Raw genomic sequence first — 19,731 nt, forward strand, 5'->3', positions numbered from 1 at the left:
CGTCAATCGGCCGCCCTGTGACTTAGGCCACAGGACAACCCGAATTGATCATTTCCAGATCGGTTTGCCCGATCCGGGCAGGCCGAGTTTGGACCATTTTTCGGTGACGGTGCGGATGACATCGTCATCCATGCGGATTTTCTCGCCCCATTCGCGCTTCGTCTCCGGCGGCCACTTGTTGGTGGCGTCGAGGCCGATCTTGCTGCCGAGGCCGGATTCCGGCGAGGCGAAATCGAGATAGTCGATCGGGGTATGCTCGACGAACGTAATATCGCGCGCCGGGTCCATGCGGGTCGACATCGCCCAGACCACATCCTTCCAGTCGCGCGCGTTGATGTCGTCGTCCACCACGATGATCCACTTGGTGTACATGAACTGGCGCAGGTAAGACCACACGCCCATCATCACGCGCTTGGCATGGCCCGGATAGGCCTTCTTCATGCTGACCACGGCGACGCGATACGAGCAGCCTTCCGGTGGCAGCCAGAAGTCGACGATCTCGGGGAACTGCTGGCGGATCAACGGCACGAAGACATCGTTCAGCGCCTCGCCCAGCACGCTGGGTTCGTCCGGCGGCCGGCCGGTGAAGGTGCTGAGATAGATCGGAGCCTTGCGCATGGTGATGGCGCTGACGGTGAAAACCGGGAACTGCTCGACGGAATTGTAATAGCCGGTGTGGTCGCCATAAGGCCCCTCGTCGCGGTAATCCTCCAGCGACACATGGCCTTCCAGCACGATCTCGGCTTCTGCGGGCACTTTCAGCGGAATGGTCTTGCAATCCACCAGCTCGACCTTCTTGCCGCGCAGCAAGCCGGCGAACTGGTATTCCGACAGCGTTTCCGGGATCGGCGTCACGGCGGCGAGAATAGTGCCCGGATCGGCGCCGATGACGACCGCGGCGGGGAAGGGCTCGCGTTTGCCGGCCTGCTTCCAGCGCTGGTGCTGCTGGGCGCCGCCGCGATGCTTGAGCCAGCGCATCAGGGTCTGGTTCTTGTTCAGCACCTGCATGCGATAGATGCCGAGATTGAAGCGGTCGGTTTTATCCGTTTTGCTCGGGCCTTGTGTGACGACCAGCGGCCAGGTGATCAGCGGCGCCGGCTCGCCCGGCCAGCAGGTCTGGATCGGCAGCGCGTTGAGATCGATATCGTCGCCCTGCAGCACCACCTCATGCACCGGCGCGCTGCTCACCGTTTTCGGCTGCATCGCCATCACGGTTTTTACCAGCGGCAGCAGGTTGAGCGCCTCGCGGAAGCCGCCGGGCGGTTCGGGCTGGCGCAGGAAGGCGAGCGTCTCGCCGACATCCTTCAGTTCGGACGGTTCGCGGTCCATACCCCAGGCGACGCGCTCGACGGTGCCGAAGAGATTCACCAGCACGGGGATGTCGCTGGGCGTGCCGTCGGCGCGCACGGGTTTTTCGAACAGCACCGCCGGACCGCCCTCGGCCAGCAGGCGGGTCTGGATCTCGGTCATTTCCAGCACGGTGGAGACGGGCTCGCGCACGCGCACCAGCCGGCCCTTCTGTTCCAGCTGGGTCATGAAGTCGCGCAGCGAGGCGTAAGGCATGTCAGACAGCTTTCGTCCGGTCGGCGTCCGGCTTGTGGGTGGCGAAATAGAGGCCCGGCAGAACCAGCGCCGCGCCGAGCCAATGGTAGAATGCAAAGGCCTCGCCGAGGAAGAGCCAAGCCATCAGCGCCGTGTAGACCGGGGCGAGATACAGCATCAGGCCGGTGCGGTTCGGGCCCAGATGCTTGGTCATGTAGCTGAAGGTGGCATAGGCGCCGACGCCCGGCACCACGATCAGCGTGATCACGGCGGCCACGGTGGGCAGGTTGAAGACCGGCGGGCCGGCCACGGCCAGTTCGAAGGCCTGCACCGGCAGCATCACCACCACGCCGGCAAAGGCGATGGCGGCCAGACGCGCGGTGACGCTCAAACTGCTGCGCCAGTGCTTCAGTAAAACACTGTAGAGCGCCCAGGAAACGGCGGCGCCGAGGATGATGAGGTCGCCCGGCGTGAAGGTCAGATGCAGGATGGTGGCCAGGTCGCCGCGCAGGATGATCGCCAGCACGCCGGCCAGCGCAAAGGCCGTGCCAATGCCCTGGCGCAAGGAGAAGCGTTCGCCGAACAGCAGGCGGCTGAGCAGGATGATCATCACCGGCGAGGTGGCGTAAATGAGACCAATGTTGGTGGCCGTGGTGGTCGACGCACCGTAATAGACGGCAGCGCCGCAGATGCCCATGCCGAGAAAGCCCAGCACGAACAGATGGCCCAGTTCGCGGCGTAAGGACGCGCGGCCGCGCCACAGCTCGGCCCAGCAGAAGGGCAGCAGCAGGATCACAACGCCGAGCCAGCGCATCTCGGCCAGCGCCACCGGCGGGATCAGGCCGGCCGTGGCGCGCGCCAGCACCATGTTGGTGGTGAACATGGCGGGCGTCAGGAACAGCAGGATCTGGGCGATGCGCAGGTCGCGCGGCGAGGAGGCGGCTTCCATGGCCGGCAGATTAGGCGGCGGGCCCTGGATAGACCAGTGCTTGACCCTGCCTCACGGGCGGCTTAAGCCACAGGCATGCGCCGCTTTCCCGCTGAATTCGCTGATCTGCTGACCGTGAAGGGCGATGCCCTGCTGGCCGGCCGCCATGCGCAGGCCGGCGCATTGGCCAATCCGCGCATGCGCTTCCTGGCCCTGGACGGCCTGGTCGATCTGCGGCAGGCAAAAGCTGTCACCGCCCTGCTCGACAGGGCGCTGCTGTCGCATTTGCGCGAGATGGCGCAGCCAATCCCGCCGGAGACGATCTGGGAGCAGACGCAGAATTACGCGGAAGTCCTGCCCAAGACGATGCGCCAGCGCACCGCGCATCTGGACAACCCGCGCTCGGCGGCATTCCGGGTGGCAAAAGAGATCGGCCTGATCGGCTGCCTGCGCTCGGACAGCTATCGCGCCTTCGCCGCCGCGCTGGCCGGGCGGACTTTAAGAAAGAAGTATGGCCTGCAGGCGATTGCTTATGCGGCCGGCGACTATGCCGGGCCGCATACCGACCACCATCCGGAAGAACCGCTGGCAGCGCGCGGCTATCTCGACATGCATATCAGCTTTGCCACGCCTGCGGTGCGTGACCAGTATCTGGTCTATGCGAAGACCGGGCATTTCACCGAGATGGTGGAGGTGACGCAGAAGCCCGGCCTGGTCACGGCCTATCGCCTGCCGTTCTGGCATTACACCACGCCGCTGCGGGCCAAACCGAAGCAAGAGGCGAATGCCCGCCGCTGGGTACTGCTGGGCACGTTCCTGTTCGAGGACTGATTACGGTGCCAGGTAGCCGCCCTTGGGCGCCTTGTCGAGTTTGCCGCCGAGGTCCTTGACGGCCTTGATATAGGCGGCTTCAGACTTGTAGGGGCCGAACTTCTTGAAATCATCCGGCGTGCAGGCGGTCAGCTTGCCGGCATCCTTCGGCTTGATCTTGAAATAGCCGCCATCGCGATGAATCACCGGGATGATCTTTTTCTTGCGGCTGAAGACCCGGCGCATGGTGGCCGAGTGGCTTTTCATGGTCTCGTATTCTTCCGGGTCGAGCTTGAAGATGCGCTCGAAGGCGGCAACCATCTCCTCGACGAACTTGCGCTCGACCACCTGCATGTTGGAAATGATCCAGCAGCGGTCCTCGAAATCCCAGTAATAGGTCAGGCCGATGAATTTTCCGGCCTTGTCCAGGTAGGGATAGAAGGGGAAGGAGCGACAGGCGATGGTGCGGTTGTCGCGCTCGCAGAAGGCGGCGCCCTTGCACTCGACCGCGCAGGCATGACTGGTCAGCTCGTTGACGATCTTGCGCGAGACCGCATCGTTCGGCTTGTAGTCGAACCACAGATCGGTGCGGCTTTTCAGCAGCTTGTATTCGGCCTTGTCCACCACCGGAATGGCGTTCTCGGTCGAGCAGCAGACCGGCTGTCCGCCGTTCAGCGGGGCGCATTTGCGACCGCAATCCACGAAGGCCAGATTGGCGTTGTATTGGCTGTACAGGCTCGCGAAGTCCTGCGGAGTGATTCGGCGCTTGGTCATGGCCGGAACATACGCGGCGCATCGTTATTCGCCAAGGATTATGCTGAGGCAGCGCTAGCCCAATAAGAAGGCAACGAAGAGGATCAGGCCGGTATCGCGATTTGCCCGGAATTTCACGAGGCAGTCGGCGCTGTCATCAGGCTTTAACGTCAGCACCTGCCAGGCGAAATGCAGTGCGGCCAGGCCGAGGCAGATCCAGAAGGGCCAGTTTAAAGCCGCCATCCAGCCGACCAGGGCGAGGCCGATCAGCGTGAGGTCGTAAAAGCCGGCGATCCACAGGCGGGCATGGCTGCCGAACAGCCGGGCCGTGGATTTCACCCCGATCAGGGCATCGTCTTCCTTGTCCTGCAGCGCATAGACGGTGTCGTAGCCCAGCGTCCAGACGATGCCGGACAGGTAGAGAACCAGCGTGGTCCAGTCGAGCCGGCCACTGACGGCCGCATAGCCCAGCACCGCGCCCCAGTTGAACGCCAGGCCAAGGAAGAACTGCGGCCACCAGGTGACGCGCTTCATGAAGGGATAGATCGCCACCAGGCCCAGAGAGGCGACGCCCAGCAGGATGGCGAGGCCGTTCATCTGCATGAGGATGACGAAGCCGACCAGCGCCTGCAGAACCAGCCAGAGCCAGGCCTGGGTCACGCTGACCTGGCCCGAGGGAATCGGGCGCAGGCGGGTACGTTCCACCTGGCCGTCGAAATCGCGGTCGACGATGTCGTTGAAGGTGCAACCGGCGCCGCGCATGACCAGGGCGCCGATGCCGAACAGGACGATCAGCCAGACATCCAGATCGGCCTCGGCCGGACGGGCTAGCGCGATGGCCCACCAGCCGGGCAGCAGCAGCAGCCAGGTGCCGATGGGGCGGTCCAGCCGCGACAGCCGCGCATAGGGCCGCAGGCCGGCCGGCAGCCAGCGCTCGACCCAGTGGCCGGCCACTGCGTCCGCGGGTGCCTGATCGGTGACGTTGCGCCTATGGTCATTCTTGGCCGGCTTTGTCATAACGCTGCTGTAGTCCAGCCGCGGGACCCGCACAAGTCCAATGACCGACGCCGTCAAAGCCCGCCTCCATGTGCCCGATGACCTGACCATCGGCGGCGGCATCCTGCTGGCCGAGGATCAGGCGCATTACCTGCGCCATGTGCTGCGACTGGAGGCCGGAGCAGCCGTGGCGCTGTTCAACGGCCGCGACGGCGAGTTTCGTGCCACGATTGCCGAAGCCGGCAAGAAGGCCTGCCGGCTGACCGTCGAGGCGCTGCTGCGCCCGCAGCCGGCGGCGCCGGATGTGTGGCTCTGCTTCGCGCCGATCAAGCAGGGCCGCATCGAGATGATTGTCGAGAAGGCGACCGAGCTGAATGCCGGTCGTCTGCTGCCGGTCATCACCCGACGGGTGCAGATGCAGAAGGTGAATGCCGAGCGGCTGTTCGCCCATGCGCGCGAGGCGGCCGAACAGTGCGAGCGGCTGACGGTGCCTGACGTGGCGGAAGCGGTCACGCTGGAGAAACTGCTGCAGGCCTGGCCGGCGGATCGCCGTCTGCTGGTCTGTGCCGAACGGGCCCATAATACCGGTGGGGACGCGCAACCGCTGCTGACGGCTGTGCAGGCCCTGCCGCCGGCGACGAAGGTGGCGCTGCTGGTCGGGCCCGAGGGTGGCTTCGCACCGGAAGAACTGGAACGTCTGATGAGCCTGCCGCAGGCCTTGCCCGTCACGCTTGGACCGACGATCCTGCGGGCCGAGACGGCGGCGATTGCCGCCATGGCCATTTTACAATCGGCCCGCGAGAATTCCGGGGGAAATTAGTCGTCGTTCCGTCATCCATCGGCGGTATTCCGGTACTGGACATCCGTTTCCATCTGCCCCATATGCCCGGTACTTATGACCTGTGCATCCTGGGGGAAGTAACCGGGATCGCTGACGTCCCGCCCGCGTAAACGAATAATAAAAATCACCGAGGTTTATTGCATGTCCGGTCCCGCCCAGGCCCCAGAGACGCCCATCACGTCCAAGGCGCAGCTTGTCGAATACCTGGCGCAGGGCTCCAAGCCCTCTGCCGACTGGCGCATCGGCACCGAGCACGAGAAATTCGCCTACACCACCGCCGACTACCGGCCGCTGCCCTATGAGGGCGCGGTCGGCATCCAGCGCCTGCTCACCGAGCTGCAGCGGTTCGGCTGGGAGAAGGTCGAAGAGAACGGCAAGGTCATCGCGCTGGTGATGGACAACCAGTCGATCACGCTGGAACCGGGCGGGCAGTTCGAGCTGTCGGGCGCGCCGCTGGAGACCATCCACCAGACCTGTATCGAGGTCTCGACGCATCTGAAGCAGGTGCGCGAGATCGGCGGCGAACTCGGCTTCGCCATGATGGGACTGGGCTTCAATCCGAAATGGCGCCGCGCCGATATCCCGGTGATGCCCAAGGGTCGCTACGGCATCATGCGCGCCTATATGCCCAAGAAGGGCAATCTCGGCCTCGACATGATGCTGCGCACCTGCACCGTGCAGGTGAATCTCGACTATTCTTCCGAAGCCGACATGGTGAAGAAATTCCGCACCGGCCTGGCGCTGCAGCCGCTGGCCACCGCGATGTTCGCCAACTCGCCCTTCACCGAAGGCAAGCCGAACGGCTTCCTGAGCTACCGCAGCCAGATCTGGACCGACACCGATCCCGACCGCACCGGCATGCTGGGCTTCGTGTTCGACGATGCGATGAGCTTCGAGCGCTATGTCGACCATGCCCTCGATGTGCCGATGTATTTCGTCTATCGCGACGGCACCTATATCGACGCCTCGGGCCAGAGCTTCCGCGATTTCATGGCCGGCAAGCTGCCCGCTTTGCCCGGCGAACTGCCCACCTTGCGCGACTGGGCTGACCATATCACCACGCTGTTCCCCGAGGTGCGGCTCAAGCGCTTCCTGGAGATGCGCGGCGCCGATGGCGGCCCGTGGTCGCGGCTCTGCGCCCTGCCGGCTTTGTGGGTCGGCCTGCTGTATGACCAGGGCGCGCTGGATGCGGCCTGGGACCTGTGCCGCGACTGGACGCTGGCCGAACGCGAGCAGCTGCGCATCGATACGCCGAAATACGGCTTGCACACGCCGCTGCGCGGCCGGCCGCTGAAATATTACGCCGAACAGATGCTGCAGATCGCCATGGGCGGCCTGAAGGCGCGTTCGCGCCTGTCGCCGGCCGGCGAGGATGAGACGCATTTCCTCGAGCCGCTGGTGCGCATCGTGGAGAGCGGTGAAACGCCGGCGGAAGCCTTGCTGAAGCTGTATAATGGCCGCTGGAACAAGTCGGTCGATCCGGCCTTCAGCGAACTGGCTTACTGATCCATTCTTTCAGCCGCGCCTCGTCATAGAGCGAGCGCGGCGCCTCGGCGGCAAAAGCGGGCGGCGGCACGGCCACGGCCTGGCGCAGGTCTTTCAGTGCCTCGCGCGCCTGCGGCCATTGTCCGCGTTCGGCCAGGCCGGCGATGATGGCCAGCCGGCGCGACCATTCCTCGAGCGCGCCGCGGCTGCCGCGCATGTCGTCTTCAGCAAACCGTTCGTGGATGAAACCGAGCTGGCTGCGGATCATCACGGTCATCCGTTCGGCCAGCGCCGGTTCTTCCTCGGCCAGCGGCACGCGCAGGGCATCGAAATAGCGCAGCAGGTCGGCCAGGTCCTGGGCCAGCGTCACCCGGCTGTCGGTGGCCGGCACCGGCTGGAGTTTTTCTTGATAGGCCACCAGTGCATCCAGCAACAGGCCATCGGGTTCGGCGCCGGCAAACTCGGTAACGATGACCCGGCGGGTGAACTCGCGCAGCGACGCCGTGCGCTTGTCCTGGCCGAAACGCTCCTTCGTCTTCACGCCGCGCAGGCTCGGAATTTCCAGCGGATTATGCCGGCCATCCTCGCCACGCAGATTCCAGAAGGCATGGCTGACATCGATGCTGCCCGGCTTGTCCGAAAGCCCCGGAATGAAGAAAGCAGTCGTGGCATGACCATTGGCGTGGCAGGCCTGACAGGACAGCCCGGCCTTGCGCGCCGTGCCGCCCAGGATGTCGGGGCTGCGGAAGGCCAGGCGACCGAATTCGACGTAGAAGCTCTGGCTCTCGCCGCCATCCAGCGCTTCCACGGGGCGATGGCGGAGCGCCTGCGTTGACAGGCTGCCAGGCGGCAGCCATTCCAGCGCGCCGGTCAGCGACTGCGCCATGGCGGGCACAGCAGGACCGGCCAGCGTAAAAGCCATGAGCAGGGCAAGGGGACGGCGCAAAAGGTAGCGCACGGCCGGCGGCGGGATCAATCCAGCTCGGGGGGCAGGCCGTGATCCATCTCGCGCGCCGGCTGGTCGCAGCCGCAATCGCCGAGCAGCTTGGCCGGCACGCCGGCGGCGGTGCAATGGGCCGGCACCGGGATCAGCACCACGCTGCCGGCACCGATCTTGGCGCCTTCGCCGATCTCGATATTACCCAGGATATTGGCGCCGGCGCCGATCAGCACGCCGCGGCGGATCTTGGGATGGCGGTCGCCGGTTTCCTTGCCGGTGCCGCCGAGCGTGACGTTCTGCAGCAGCGAGACATCGTCTTCCAGCACGGCAGTCTCGCCGATCACCACGCCGGTGCCGTGATCGATCATGATGCCGCGGCCGAATTTGGTCGCCGGATGGATATCGACGCCGAAGACCTCGGACGAGCGGTTCTGCAGCAGGAAAGCCATGGTCTCGCGCTTCTGGTGCCACAGCCAGTGCGCCACGCGATGAGCCTGGATCGACTGGAAGCCCTTAAAGAACAGCAACGGCTTGAGAAAGCCGCGGCAGGCCGGATCGCGCTCGTTCACGGCCACCAGATCGGCACGCACGGCATTGCCGATATCGGTATCGGCGGCAAAAGATTCCTCGATCACCTCGCGCATGCCGAGCGCGGGCAGGGCGTCGCTGGCCAGTTTCTGGGCCAGGATATAGCTGAGGGCGTCTTCCAGCCGCTGGTGATGCAGCACGGCGGAATGCGCCAGGCTGGCCAGCAACGGCTCCTCTGTGGCGGCCCGCAGGGCTTCCTCGCGGATGCTGCTCCAGACCGGGTCGTGGGTGGCGATCTTGTTGGCGATGGCGGGCATGGGTCTCTCTCGTCTTCCCGGCAGTTTACGCGGCTTTTGCGGTGCCGCCCACCGTCAATCCATCGATCAGCACGGTCGGCTGGCCGACGCCGACCGGCACGCCCTGGCCGGACTTGCCACAGGTGCCGATGCCAGCATCCAGCTGCAGATCATTGCCGACAGCGGTTACTTTTTTAAGAACCTCGGCGCCGGCGCCGATCAGGGTGGCGCCTTTGATCGGGGCGCCCAGCTTGCCCTTTTCGATCATGTAGGCCTCGGTGCAGGAGAACACGAACTTGCCGGAGGTGATATCGACCTGGCCACCGCCGAAATTCACCGCGTAGACGCCCTTGTCGACGCCGGCCAGAATCTCGCCCGGATCGCGGTCGCCGGCCAGCATGTAGGTGTTGGTCATGCGCGGCATCGGATTATGGGCAAAGGACTGGCGGCGGCCATTGCCGGTCGACTTCACCCCCATCAGCCGGGCATTCATGCGGTCATACATGAAGCCCTTCAGGATGCCGTCCTCGATCAGCATAGTGTTCTCGGTCGGCGTGCCCTCGTCGTCGATGCTGAGCGAGCCGCGGCGGCTTTCGATGGTGCCGTCATCTACGATGGTGACGCCCTTTGCTGCGATCCGCTCGCCGACCAGGCCGGAGAAGACCGAGGTCTTCTTGCGGTTGAAGTCGCCTTCCAGGCCGTGGCCGATGGCTTCATGCAGCAGGATGCCGGGCCAGCCCGGACCGAGCACGACGGTCATCTCGCCGGCCGGCGCGGGCACCGATTCCAGATTGACCAGGGCCTGACGCAGGGCGTCGTCGACTTCCGCCTGCCAGTGTGCCGGATCGAAGAAGCGGGCATAGCCGACGCGGCCGCCCGCGCCGCGGCTGCCGGTTTCCATGCGGTCGCCCTGGCCGGCCACGACCGAGACGTTCAGGCGGACCAGCGGGCGGATATCCTGCATCAGGCTGCCATCGGCACGCAGGATGGCGACGGCCTGCCAGCTGCCGGCGAGCGAAACGGAAACCTGTTTCACACGGGGGTCTTTCGAGCGCGCATAAGCGTCGATGGCCTGCAGCAGCTGGACCTTCTGCTCGAAGGGAATCTCGTTCAGCGGATTGTCGTCGCCGTAGAGATGGCGGTTGGTGGCCGGCGGTGCCTCGCTCATGCTGCCGCCATGGCCGGCCCGCACGGCGCGCACGGTGGTGGCGGCGCGGCGGATCGCTTCCTCGCTCAGGTCGGACGCATGAGCATAGCCGGTCTGCTCGCCCGACACGGCACGCAAACCGAAGCCCTGGGTGGTGTCATAGGCGGCAGCTTTGAGCCGTCCGTCGTCGAAACTGAAACTTTCCGACTGGCTGTATTCCAGGAACAGTTCGCCGTCATCGGCCCCCTGAAGGGCATCGCCCACCACGCCATCCAGTCGCGCACGGTCGAGCCCGGCGCGGGTGAAAAACAGGTCCTGGGCAGTGGCGGCACCGGTCATGACAATCCTCGTGGCGGGCAATAACGGGCGGAAATCAGCGTATCGCCAGATTATATGGCGTCCGTCGCGACGAAAATACAGCCCTTGTCGTGCAAATTGCCGGGAGGCACGCCTAGCGGCGACGGCGGTCGCTCTGTTTCAGCAGTTCGGTGATCTCGGCGGCCGGCACCGGCCGGCTGATCAGATAACCCTGCAGCTCGCTGCAGCCGACTCCGCGCAGGAAGTCGCGCTGGGCCGCCGTCTCGACGCCTTCGGCCACCACCGGCAGATCAAGACCGTTGGCCATACCGATCATGGCGCGGACCAGCGCGATGTCGCGGTCGTTGCCCGGCAGGTCGGCGATGAAGGCGCGGTCGAGCTTGATCTTGCGGATCGGCAGCCGCTGGATGTAGCTCAAAGACGAATAGCCGGTGCCGAAATCATCCAGCGCCGCATCGATGCCGATTTCGGCCAGTTCGCGGATCGCCGCCACGGTGGCTTCCATATTCTGGATGGCCGCCTGCTCGGTGATCTCGATGCCAAGGAAGGGGATCAGTTCCGGTTCTTCCGCCGCCATCTTGCGGAAATGCGCCGGCAGATCGTCGCGGATGAACTGCTGGCCCGAGACGTTGACGAAGACGCGACGCGGTTCGACGCCATTGGCGCGCCAGTCGCGAATCTGCTGGGAGACACTGGCGAAGACCCAGCGCGTGATCTGGATGATGGTGCCGGTTTCCTCGGCCAGCGGAATGAATTCGCTGGGTGAAATGGCACCGAGGTCTGGGTGATGCCAGCGCAGCAGCGCCTCGATGGCGCAAATGGCGCCGCTGGTCGTTTCCACCACCGGCTGGTAGACGACATGGAATTCGTTCTGCGCGATGGCGGCGTCCAGATTCATGGTCAGTCGCAGACGGCGCTCGGCCGCCCGTGTCATTTCCGGACTGTAGAAGCGCGTGGAATCGCCGCCGGCGGCGCGCACCAGCTTCATGGCCAGCTCGGCCTTAGCCAGGCCATCGCTCATCTTTTCGGACGGATCGTCGATAATGGCCGCGCCCATGCTGACCTTCAGCGGCACCAGGCGGCCCTCGATCGCGATCGGCTTGGTCAGATGCGCATGCAGGGCCTGCGCGAGGTTGAGCGCATTGTTGAGATCGGTGACGACAGCCAGGGCCGCGAACTGGTCGGCGGCGATCCGGCCGACCAGCGCTTCACGTGGCAACATCTCGGCCAGCCGGTCGGCCGTACCCTTCAGCACGATATCGCCGATGTGATAGCCGAAGCCTTCATTGATATCGCGGAAGCCATCCATGTCGAGATTGAACAGCACCCACAGACCGCCATCCAGGCGATGCTGGGCGCCCAGCATGCGTTCAGTCTCGGCGATGAAGCTGGCGCGGTTCAGGATGCCGGTCAGCGGATCATTGCGGCTGGCGAATTCAGCGCGCAGCTCGACGTCGCGACGGTCGGAGATATCGCGCACGATGCCGATGAAGCCCGGGCCATCCTCGTCGTTATATTCGCCGACGCTCAGATGGATCGGGAATATCTCACCGGATTTCTTGCGGCCCAGCGTATCGCGCCCGAGTCCGAGAATCTTGGCGCGCTTGGTGGTGAGGTAATTGCGCACATAGGAATCGTGGCCCGAGCGGAAGGGTTCCGGCATCAGGATTTTGACATTCTGGCCGATCAGTTCGCCAGGCTGGTACCCGAACATCTGGGCGCAGATGTCGCTGATATTGACCAATATTCCCTGACCATCGATGCCGAGCACGCCCTCATTCATGGTGCCCAGCAAGACGCGCAGGGTTTCGCCCAGATTCGCGCCAGCGGTTGTCTCGGCCGGTTCCTGCCGACGGGCGGCGGGCGCGAGGGGCGGGGGCGCTTCAGGCGGCGGGCTGGGCGGCACGGGCAGTTCCGGCGGCGACCAGTTCTCGTCCACGTCGCTGAGCAGGCGCCAGCCCGGGAATGTCATCTGGGCCTGGGTGCCGCTGCCCACCATGCTGCTCAGGATGAGCGAGCCGCCATGGAGTTCCATCAGCCGCTTGCTGATCGACAGGCCCAGACCCGTACCACCATGCTGGCGCGCCACTTCAGCCTTGGCGAGCTGGAAGGGCTCGAAGATATGTTCCAGGCGCTCGGGCGTAATGCCGATACCGGTGTCGATGACCGTGAGCGACGGTGTCCCATCCGGCATCTGGCGGAATACCACGTCGATGGTGCCGCTGGCGGGCGTGAATTTAACGGCGTTGCCGAGCAGATTGATCAGCACCTGTTTGACCACGCGCTCATCCGCACGCAGTTGCGGCAGGGTATCCGAGGAGAGGTTGCGCAGCGTGATGCCGCCGCGTTCGGCCTGCGGCCGCACCATAGTCAGCGCTGACTGAATCACCGCCGACAGATCGACGGCCTTTTCGTCGAGGGCGTAATAGCCGGCCTCGATGCGCGACATGTCCAGAATGTCGCCGATCAGCGCCAGCAGATGCGTGCCGGAACCATTGATGTCGCGGGCATAGTCGACATAGCGCGGCACGCCGACGGAGCCGAACATCTGGTCGCGGATGATTTCCGAGAAGCCAATGATGGCATTGAGCGGCGTGCGCAGCTCATGGCTCATATTGGCCAGGAACTGGCTCTTGGCGCGGCTGGCCTCTTCGGCCTGGCGCAGCGCGGCCTCGATGCGGCGCTGCTGGCGATACTGGTCGGTGATGTCGCGGCCCGAGCCGCGATAGCCCATGAAACGGCCATTGGCATCGAAGACCGGCTTACCGTTGATCTCGATCCAGAGCTCCGTGCCGGCGGTGATCGTGCAATAGCGGAAGCCCCGGAAGGGTTCGTGGCGGTCGAGCTGACGACGATGCTCTTCCCAAAAGAGCAGGTCGGCTTCCGAATCGCCCTGCACCGCGACTTCCCAGCGGCAGCGTCCAAGGAACAGGGCGCGCAGGGCCGAGGTATGGGCCGACGAGGAATCGGAAATCCAGGTAAAGCGATGATCTGCATCGGTTTCCCAGAACCAGTCCGAGGCCAGTTCGGCAAAGTCGCGCAGCTTGTATTCGGCCACCTGCAGGGCGACCTGGTGCATCTTCTCGGGGGTGCTGGCCTCGGCGATGACCATCAGGCCGGTGACCCGGCCGTGGTTGTCGTTCAGCGGGGCGACGGTCAGACCCTGGCAAAGCCAGCCATTGGCCCAGCGGATCAGGGTATTGCCGATCTGGCGCCGGCCTTCCCGGCGGGTGCTGTCGAGCAGCTCGCGCACCTTGTCGACCTCGCCAAGGGCAAAGCCGGCGGACAGCCCCTGGCCGGTGAGGGCTTCGGCATTCATTTCGGTCAGGGCGGCATAAGCGGTATTGCAGGACACGTAACGGTAGTCGTCACCTGGCCCATATTCAACCGTAAATGCGGGTCGATCGAGCCAGTCGAGTATGTCCTGCGTGAGTTTCCGCTGGTTCGGATCGAGCATGCCTCTGGCCCCCGTGAGTGGGCAGATTAGGGGGGCAGCCGCGGCGGCGCAAGCGCAAGCCAAATCAATGCTTAAGGGGGTCAGGCGGGGGGCTTTCGGGGCGGAGCGACAAATCGTCGCAGAAAGCCCTTGGACCGCCGCCGGCAGACTGGGCGACCGTCATGGGCCGGTGTATGGTCCGGCCTCGAAAGAGTTAGACTCCCAAGTCATTAGCGAGGGTATTGCACGATGGGGTGGAATTCGTTTGCGGCCGTCCGCTGGGCCGCGCGTCGTCTTTCGGCCATGGCCGGTTTCGGGGCAGCGCTTGCTGTCATGCTGTCGGGCGCCGCAATGGCCGCCGAACAGACCCCGGGGCTTCCGGCCCCCTGGCTGCTCGGCATGCAGCCCGCTGTCAGCCCCGTCGCTGCCGACATGCATCGGTTCCACGACCTGCTGATGTGGGTCATCACGCTGATCACCCTCTTCGTGCTGGTGCTGCTGATCTACGTGATGTGGCGCTTCCGCGCCTCGGCCAATCCGGTGCCGTCGAAGACCTCGCACAACACCCTGATCGAGGTGCTGTGGACCGTGGTGCCGATCCTGATCCTGATCGTGATCGCGGTGCCGTCGTTCAAGCTGCTGTATTTCGGCGACAAGACCAGCAAGGCCGAACTGACCATCAAGGCGATCGGCAAGCAGTGGTACTGGTCTTACGAATATCCCGACAATGGCAACTTCACCTTCGATGCCACCATCATTCCTGAAGCCGAGATCAAGCCGGGCCAGCATCGCCTGCTCGAGACCGACAATGTGGTGGTCGTGCCGGTGAACACCAATGTGCGCCTGCTGATCACCGCTGCCGATGTCATCCATGCCTGGGCCATGCCGGCCTTCGGCGTGAAGAAGGACGCCGTGCCAGGCCGCACCAACGAGACCTGGTTCCGCGCCGAGCGCGAAGGCACCTATTACGGCCAGTGTTCGGAAATCTGCGGCGCCTATCACGGCTACATGCCGATCAAGGTGCAGGTCGTTTCCAAGGACGCCTACGCGAAGTGGGCCGAGGAAGCGAAACAGAAATTCGCCACCGTCGATGGTGTGTCGCCGCGTCTCGCCGACGCGCGCGTCGCCCAGTAACCGCACTGAACTGAGAGAGTAGGGGAACGTCATGGCTCAGGCTCACGCCCACGCGGCCCACGACCATCACGACGAACATCATCTGCCCACCGGCTGGCGCCGCTGGATGTATTCGACCAACCACAAGGATATCGGCACGCTGTACCTGATCTTCGCCGTCATGGCGGGTCTGATCGGCGGTTTCTTCTCGGTGCTGATGCGCGCCGAGTTGATGAATCCCGGTGACGGCATCCTGGGCGGCAACCATCACCTGTTCAACGTTCTGGTCACCGGCCATGGCCTGATCATGATCTTCTTCATGGTCATGCCGGCGATGATCGGCGGTTTCGGCAACTGGTTCGTGCCGCTGATGATCGGCGCGCCGGACATGGCCTTCCCGCGCATGAACAACATTTCCTTCTGGCTGCTGATCCCGTCCTTCGGCTGCCTGCTGCTCTCCACCGTGGTGGAAGGCCCGGCTGGCGGTCTCGGCATGGGCGGCGGCTGGACGATCTATCCGCCGCTGTCGTCGGATGTCGGCCACCCGGGTCCTGCGGTCGGCTTCGCCATCCTCAGCCTGCATATCGCCGGCGCGTCCTCGATCTTGGGCGCGATCAACTTCATCACCACCATCTTCAACATGCGCGCGCCGGGCATGACCCTGCACAAGATGCCGCTGTTCGTGTGGTCGGTGCTGGTCACCGCCTTCCTGCTGCTGCTGTCGCTGCCGGTTCTGGCCGGTGGCATCACCATGCTGCTGACCGACCGCTACTTCGGCACCGCCTTCTTCAAGCCTGAAGGCGGCGGCGATCCGATCCTGTTCCAGCATCTGTTCTGGTTCTTCGGCCATCCCGAAGTGTACATCCTGATCCTGCCCGGCTTTGGCATCATCAGCCAGATCATCTCGACCTTCTCCAAGAAGCCGGTGTTCGGCTATCTCGGCATGGCCTATGCCATGGTCGCCATCGGCGTCGTCGGCTTCGTCGTCTGGGCGCATCACATGTACACCACCGGCATCGCCGTTGACACGCGCGCCTATTTCACTGCGGCCACCATGGTGATCGCAGTGCCGACCGGCGTGAAGATCTTCTCGTGGATCGCGACGATGTGGGGCGGTTCGATCCGCTTCACCGTGCCGATGCTGTTCGCCATCGGCTTTATCTTCCTGTTCACGGTCGGTGGCGTCACCGGTGTGGTGCTCGCCAATGCCGGCGTCGATACCTACCTGCATGACACCTATTACGTGGTGGCGCATTTCCACTACGTGCTCAGCCTCGGCGCCGTGTTCGCCATCTTCGCCGGTTTCTATTACTGGTTCGGCAAGATGTCGGGCTACGAACTGAGCGAGACGGCAGGCCAGATCCACTTCTGGACGACATTCATTGGCGTGAACCTGCTGTTCTTCCCGATGCACTTCCTCGGCCTGCAGGGCATGCCGCGTCGTATCCCGGATTATCCGGATGCCTTCGCCGGCTGGAATTACGTCGCCTCGATCGGTGCCTATATCTCGTTCGCTTCGACGTTGTTCTTCGTCGGTTCGGTGATCTATGCCTTCATCAAGAAGAAGGCAGTCGCTGACAATCCGTGGGGCGAGGGTGCGACCACTCTGGAGTGGACGCTGTCTTCGCCGCCGCCGTTCCACCAGTACGAAAAGCTGCCGGTCATCAAGTAAGGCCGGCGCTCCAGCCCCAGGAGTCAACGGGTGTCCGACGCCAGTTACATTTCGGAGCGCAACGAGGCCGGCAATGCCGGCCTCGATGGCGCTTACGGCAAGACGGGTGAAGCCCGGCCGGCCGACTATCTCGTGCTGCTCAAGCCGCGCGTGATGTCGCTGGTCGTCTTCACCGGCCTGGTCGGTATGGTGCTGGCGCCCGGCCATCTGCATCCGACCCTGGCGATCACGGCGCTGCTCTGCATCGCCATCGGCGCCGGCGCGTCCGGCGCGATCAACATGTGGTACGACGCCGATATCGATGCGGTGATGCAGCGCACGCAGGGTCGTCCGATCCCGCAGGGCCGCGTCAGCCGCGAGGAAGCGCTCGGCTTCGGCTGCGTGCTGTCGGCCGGTTCCATCCTTGTAATGGGCCTGGGCGTCAACTGGGTCGCCGCCGCCATCCTGGCGCTCACCATCGGCTTCTATGTTTTCATTTACACGATGTGGCTGAAGCGCCGTACGCCGCAGAACATCGTGATCGGTGGCGCCGCCGGCGCCTTCCCGCCGATGATCGGCTGGGCTGCCGTTACCGGCGATCTCGCCCTGCTGCCGCTGCTGCTGTTCGCCATCATCTTCATGTGGACGCCGCCGCATTTCTGGGCGCTGGCGCTCTATCGTTCGGACGACTATGCCCGCGCCGGCGTGCCGATGCTGCCGGTGGTGGCCGGCGACCGCGAGACGCGTCGCCAGATTCTGATCTACAGCCTGTTGCTGGTGCCGGTGACGCTCAGTCCCTGGGCGCTTGGCCTTGCCGGCCCGCTCTATGGTGGCGCCACGGCGCTGCTCGGGGTGATTTTCCTGGCGCTCGCCCTGCGGATCTGGCGCAGCACGGGCGACCGGGCCGCCAAGCATATGTTCGCCTATTCGATCCTCTACCTGTTCCTGCTCTTCGCCTTGCTGCTTGCCGAGCGCGGGCTTGGCTGGGGAGCATGAGCGCCATGTCGCAGCAGAACGATCCCAAGCGCCGCCGGGCGCGCAATGTTGCACTCGCCCTGGTGCTGTTCGCCCTGGTGCTGCTGTTCTATTTCATCACCATCGCCAAGATGACGGGGATGCAGCCGGCATGAGCCTGACGCCTGAACAGCAACGCAAGAATCGCCGCGTGGCTCTCAGCTGCGCTGCGGTCTTTGCCGTGATGATCGGGCTGTCCTTCGCCTCGGCCCCCCTTTATGACCTGTTCTGCCGCATGACGGGCTTTGCCGGTACGCCGCTGCGTGCCAAGGCTGCGCCGGGCGCGACCGGTGACGATGAAGCCACGGTGACTGTGCGCTTCAATGCCGATACCGCGCCGGGGATGCCGTGGAAATTCCAGCCGGTGCAGCGCCAGGTGGTGGTGAAGCCGGGTGAGGAGACGCTGATCTTCTATCGCGCCACCAATCCCACCGCGCGCGCCGTATCCGGCCAGGCCAGCTTCAATGTAACGCCGGAAAAGATCGGCCAGTATTTCAACAAGATCGCCTGTTTCTGCTTCGAGGAGCAGATCCTGCAGGCCGGTCAGAGCGTCGACATGCCGGTGTCCTTCTTCGTCGATCCGGACATCCTGAAAGATCCGACGACCCGTGACGTCGTCGAGATTACCTTGAGCTACACCTTCTTCCGCAAACCGGATGAAACCCGCCTTTCCGACCGCAGCATTGCGGCCGGCTCCACCAACTAGCGTTTGTAACCAGGGGGTCTGATATGGCCAGTAGTGCCCGCAACCACGATTATCATCTTGTCGATCCGAGCCCGTGGCCGTTCATCGGTTCGATGGGCGCCTTCGTGCTGGCGATCGGCTCGGTCTATGCCTTCCATGGCCACAGCTACCTGTGGACCGTGCCTGGCCTGGTCATCGTGCTCTACACGATGGCCGCCTGGTGGCGCGATGTGATCCGCGAAGCCGAGCATGACGGCCATCATACCCCGGTGGTGCAACTGCATCTGCGCTACGGCATGGTGATGTTCATTGCTTCCGAAGTGATGTTCTTCGTTGCCTGGTTCTGGGCCTATTTCGGCGCTGCGCTCTATCCGACCGAGGCGATCGGTCACCAGTGGCCGCCGGCGACGATCGAGACCTTCAACCCCTGGGAACTGCCCTTCGTCAATACGCTGATCCTGCTGCTGTCGGGCACCACGGTGACCTGGGCGCACCATGCGCTGCTGCATGACGACCGCAAGGGCCTGATCCAGGGTCTGACGCTGACCGTGATCCTCGGCGTGCTGTTCACCGCCTGCCAGGCGTTCGAATACAGCCATGCTGCCTTCGGCTTCACGGATGGCATCTATGCCTCGACCTTCTACATGGCGACCGGCTTCCACGGCTTCCATGTCATCGTCGGCACCATCTTCCTGCTGGTCTGCCTGCTGCGCGCCATGAAGGGCCACTTCAAGTCCGACCATCATTTCGGCTTCGAGGCGGCCGCCTGGTACTGGCACTTCGTCGACGTGGTCTGGCTCTTCCTGTTCACCGCCATCTACTGGTGGGGTTCGGGCGCACCGGCCGCCCATTGAGCCACAGTCCGATGGCGGTGCCGTATTATCCGCCGCTATCGTCGTTCTCCACGGGGCTTCGCTGCCGCTGTCCGCGCTGCGGCGAGGCCCCGTTGTTCGACGGGCTGCTGACGGTCAAACCGCGCTGCCCGGCCTGCGACCTGGATTACGCCACGGTCGATTCCGGCGATGGCCCCGCCGTCTTTGTCATCCTGATCCTCGGATTCATTGTGGTCGGCCTGGCGCTCTGGGTCGAATTGCGGTTCGAGCCGCCGATGTGGTTGCATATGGCGCTCTGGACCCCACTTATTCTGGGTGGCGCCATCGGTATGCTGCGACCGTTCAAGGGCGTGCTGATCGCCCAGCAATACCGCCACAAGGCGTCGTCCGATATCGAATTACTGCGCGAGTGACC

At 64.2% G+C, this 19,731-nt stretch carries 18 protein-coding genes; 10 read left to right on the forward strand and 8 right to left on the reverse strand.

The features are described from left to right. Nucleotides 1–48: 48 nt before the first annotated feature. Nucleotides 49–1,563, reverse strand: coding sequence for a UbiD family decarboxylase (locus AC1ROB_RS08800; RefSeq protein ID WP_492971569.1), 1,515 nt, complete (start codon nt 1,561–1,563; stop codon nt 49–51). Between the two features lies 1 nt (nt 1,564). Then, nucleotides 1,565–2,491 carry a DMT family transporter gene (locus AC1ROB_RS08805; protein ID WP_492971568.1) on the reverse strand — a complete coding sequence of 309 codons (927 nt, stop codon included), beginning with the start codon at nt 2,489–2,491 and terminating at the stop codon, nt 1,565–1,567. Between the two features lie 75 nt (nt 2,492–2,566). On the opposite strand from AC1ROB_RS08805, the gene AC1ROB_RS08810 reads away from it, so the two are divergent. Then, on the forward strand, nt 2,567–3,301 hold the full coding sequence (locus AC1ROB_RS08810; RefSeq protein WP_492971567.1) for a hypothetical protein: 735 nt from the start codon (nt 2,567–2,569) through the stop codon (nt 3,299–3,301). On the opposite strand, the gene AC1ROB_RS08815 is transcribed toward AC1ROB_RS08810, so the two are convergent. Together AC1ROB_RS08815 and ubiA are read right to left on the reverse strand one after the other, a co-directional pair. Continuing rightward, on the reverse strand, nt 3,302–4,054 hold the full coding sequence (locus AC1ROB_RS08815; RefSeq protein ID WP_492971566.1) for a hypothetical protein: 753 nt from the start codon (nt 4,052–4,054) through the stop codon (nt 3,302–3,304). It abuts the gene before it with no gap. 54 nt (nt 4,055–4,108) lie between these two features. Next, nucleotides 4,109–5,050 (reverse strand): 4-hydroxybenzoate octaprenyltransferase, encoded by a 942-nt coding sequence (ubiA, locus tag AC1ROB_RS08820; protein WP_492971565.1) that lies wholly within the window; start codon nt 5,048–5,050, stop codon nt 4,109–4,111. A gap of 40 nt (nt 5,051–5,090) precedes the next feature. On the opposite strand from ubiA, the gene AC1ROB_RS08825 reads away from it, so the two are divergent. Both AC1ROB_RS08825 and AC1ROB_RS08830 read left to right on the forward strand, forming a co-directional pair. Further along, nucleotides 5,091–5,849: a 16S rRNA (uracil(1498)-N(3))-methyltransferase gene (locus tag AC1ROB_RS08825; protein WP_492971564.1), complete on the forward strand. Its 759-nt coding sequence runs from the start codon at nt 5,091–5,093 to the stop codon at nt 5,847–5,849. Between the two features lie 162 nt (nt 5,850–6,011). Next, complete coding sequence (locus AC1ROB_RS08830; RefSeq protein ID WP_492971563.1) at nt 6,012–7,376, forward strand: glutamate--cysteine ligase; 1,365 nt, start codon at nt 6,012–6,014, stop codon at nt 7,374–7,376. On the opposite strand, the gene AC1ROB_RS08835 is transcribed toward AC1ROB_RS08830, so the two are convergent. The 4 genes from AC1ROB_RS08835 to AC1ROB_RS08850 form a co-directional block, all read right to left on the reverse strand. Continuing rightward, a complete protein-coding gene (locus tag AC1ROB_RS08835) occupies nt 7,357–8,277 on the reverse strand; it encodes a hypothetical protein (protein ID WP_492971562.1) in 921 nt (306 codons plus the stop codon). The genes AC1ROB_RS08830 and AC1ROB_RS08835 overlap by 20 nt on opposite strands. Nucleotides 8,278–8,327: 50 nt before the next feature. Next, entirely contained in the window at nt 8,328–9,140 is an 813-nt protein-coding gene (gene cysE, locus AC1ROB_RS08840) for a serine O-acetyltransferase (protein ID WP_492971561.1), read from the reverse strand. A 25-nt stretch (nt 9,141–9,165) separates the two neighbouring features. After that, nucleotides 9,166–10,605: a metalloprotease TldD gene (tldD, locus tag AC1ROB_RS08845; RefSeq protein WP_492971560.1), complete on the reverse strand. Its 1,440-nt coding sequence runs from the start codon at nt 10,603–10,605 to the stop codon at nt 9,166–9,168. Nucleotides 10,606–10,717: 112 nt separating this feature from the next. Beyond that, nucleotides 10,718–14,041 (reverse strand): EAL domain-containing protein, encoded by a 3,324-nt coding sequence (locus AC1ROB_RS08850; protein WP_492971559.1) that lies wholly within the window; start codon nt 14,039–14,041, stop codon nt 10,718–10,720. Between the two features lie 228 nt (nt 14,042–14,269). Here AC1ROB_RS08850 and coxB point away from each other — a divergent pair, with 228 nt between their 5' ends. From coxB to AC1ROB_RS08885, 7 genes are all read left to right on the forward strand, one after another. Next, nucleotides 14,270–15,154, forward strand: a complete 885-nt coding sequence (coxB, locus tag AC1ROB_RS08855) for a cytochrome c oxidase subunit II (RefSeq protein WP_492971558.1) — start codon at nt 14,270–14,272, stop codon at nt 15,152–15,154. A 31-nt stretch (nt 15,155–15,185) separates the two neighbouring features. Further along, on the forward strand, nt 15,186–16,805 hold the full coding sequence (ctaD, locus tag AC1ROB_RS08860; RefSeq protein ID WP_492971557.1) for a cytochrome c oxidase subunit I: 1,620 nt from the start codon (nt 15,186–15,188) through the stop codon (nt 16,803–16,805). Between the two features lie 30 nt (nt 16,806–16,835). Next, entirely contained in the window at nt 16,836–17,780 is a 945-nt protein-coding gene (locus AC1ROB_RS08865) for a heme o synthase (RefSeq protein WP_492971556.1), read from the forward strand. Continuing rightward, nucleotides 17,777–17,914, forward strand: coding sequence for a cytochrome c oxidase system small membrane protein (locus AC1ROB_RS08870; protein WP_492971555.1), 138 nt, complete (start codon nt 17,777–17,779; stop codon nt 17,912–17,914). Before AC1ROB_RS08865 ends, AC1ROB_RS08870 begins: the two co-directional genes overlap by 4 nt. Next, nucleotides 17,911–18,504: a cytochrome c oxidase assembly protein gene (locus tag AC1ROB_RS08875; protein WP_492971554.1), complete on the forward strand. Its 594-nt coding sequence runs from the start codon at nt 17,911–17,913 to the stop codon at nt 18,502–18,504. The genes AC1ROB_RS08870 and AC1ROB_RS08875 overlap by 4 nt, the downstream gene beginning before the upstream one ends. A gap of 23 nt (nt 18,505–18,527) precedes the next feature. Next, the gene (locus tag AC1ROB_RS08880; protein ID WP_492971553.1) at nt 18,528–19,337 is read left to right on the forward strand and encodes a cytochrome c oxidase subunit 3; all 810 of its coding nucleotides are present in this window, start codon (nt 18,528–18,530) and stop codon (nt 19,335–19,337) included. Between the two features lie 92 nt (nt 19,338–19,429). Then, nucleotides 19,430–19,729, forward strand: coding sequence for a DUF983 domain-containing protein (locus AC1ROB_RS08885; RefSeq protein ID WP_493000180.1), 300 nt, complete (start codon nt 19,430–19,432; stop codon nt 19,727–19,729). Nucleotides 19,730–19,731: the final 2 nt, after the last annotated feature.

The organism is Ferrovibrio sp. GW821-FHT12F09 (assembly GCF_058806775.1).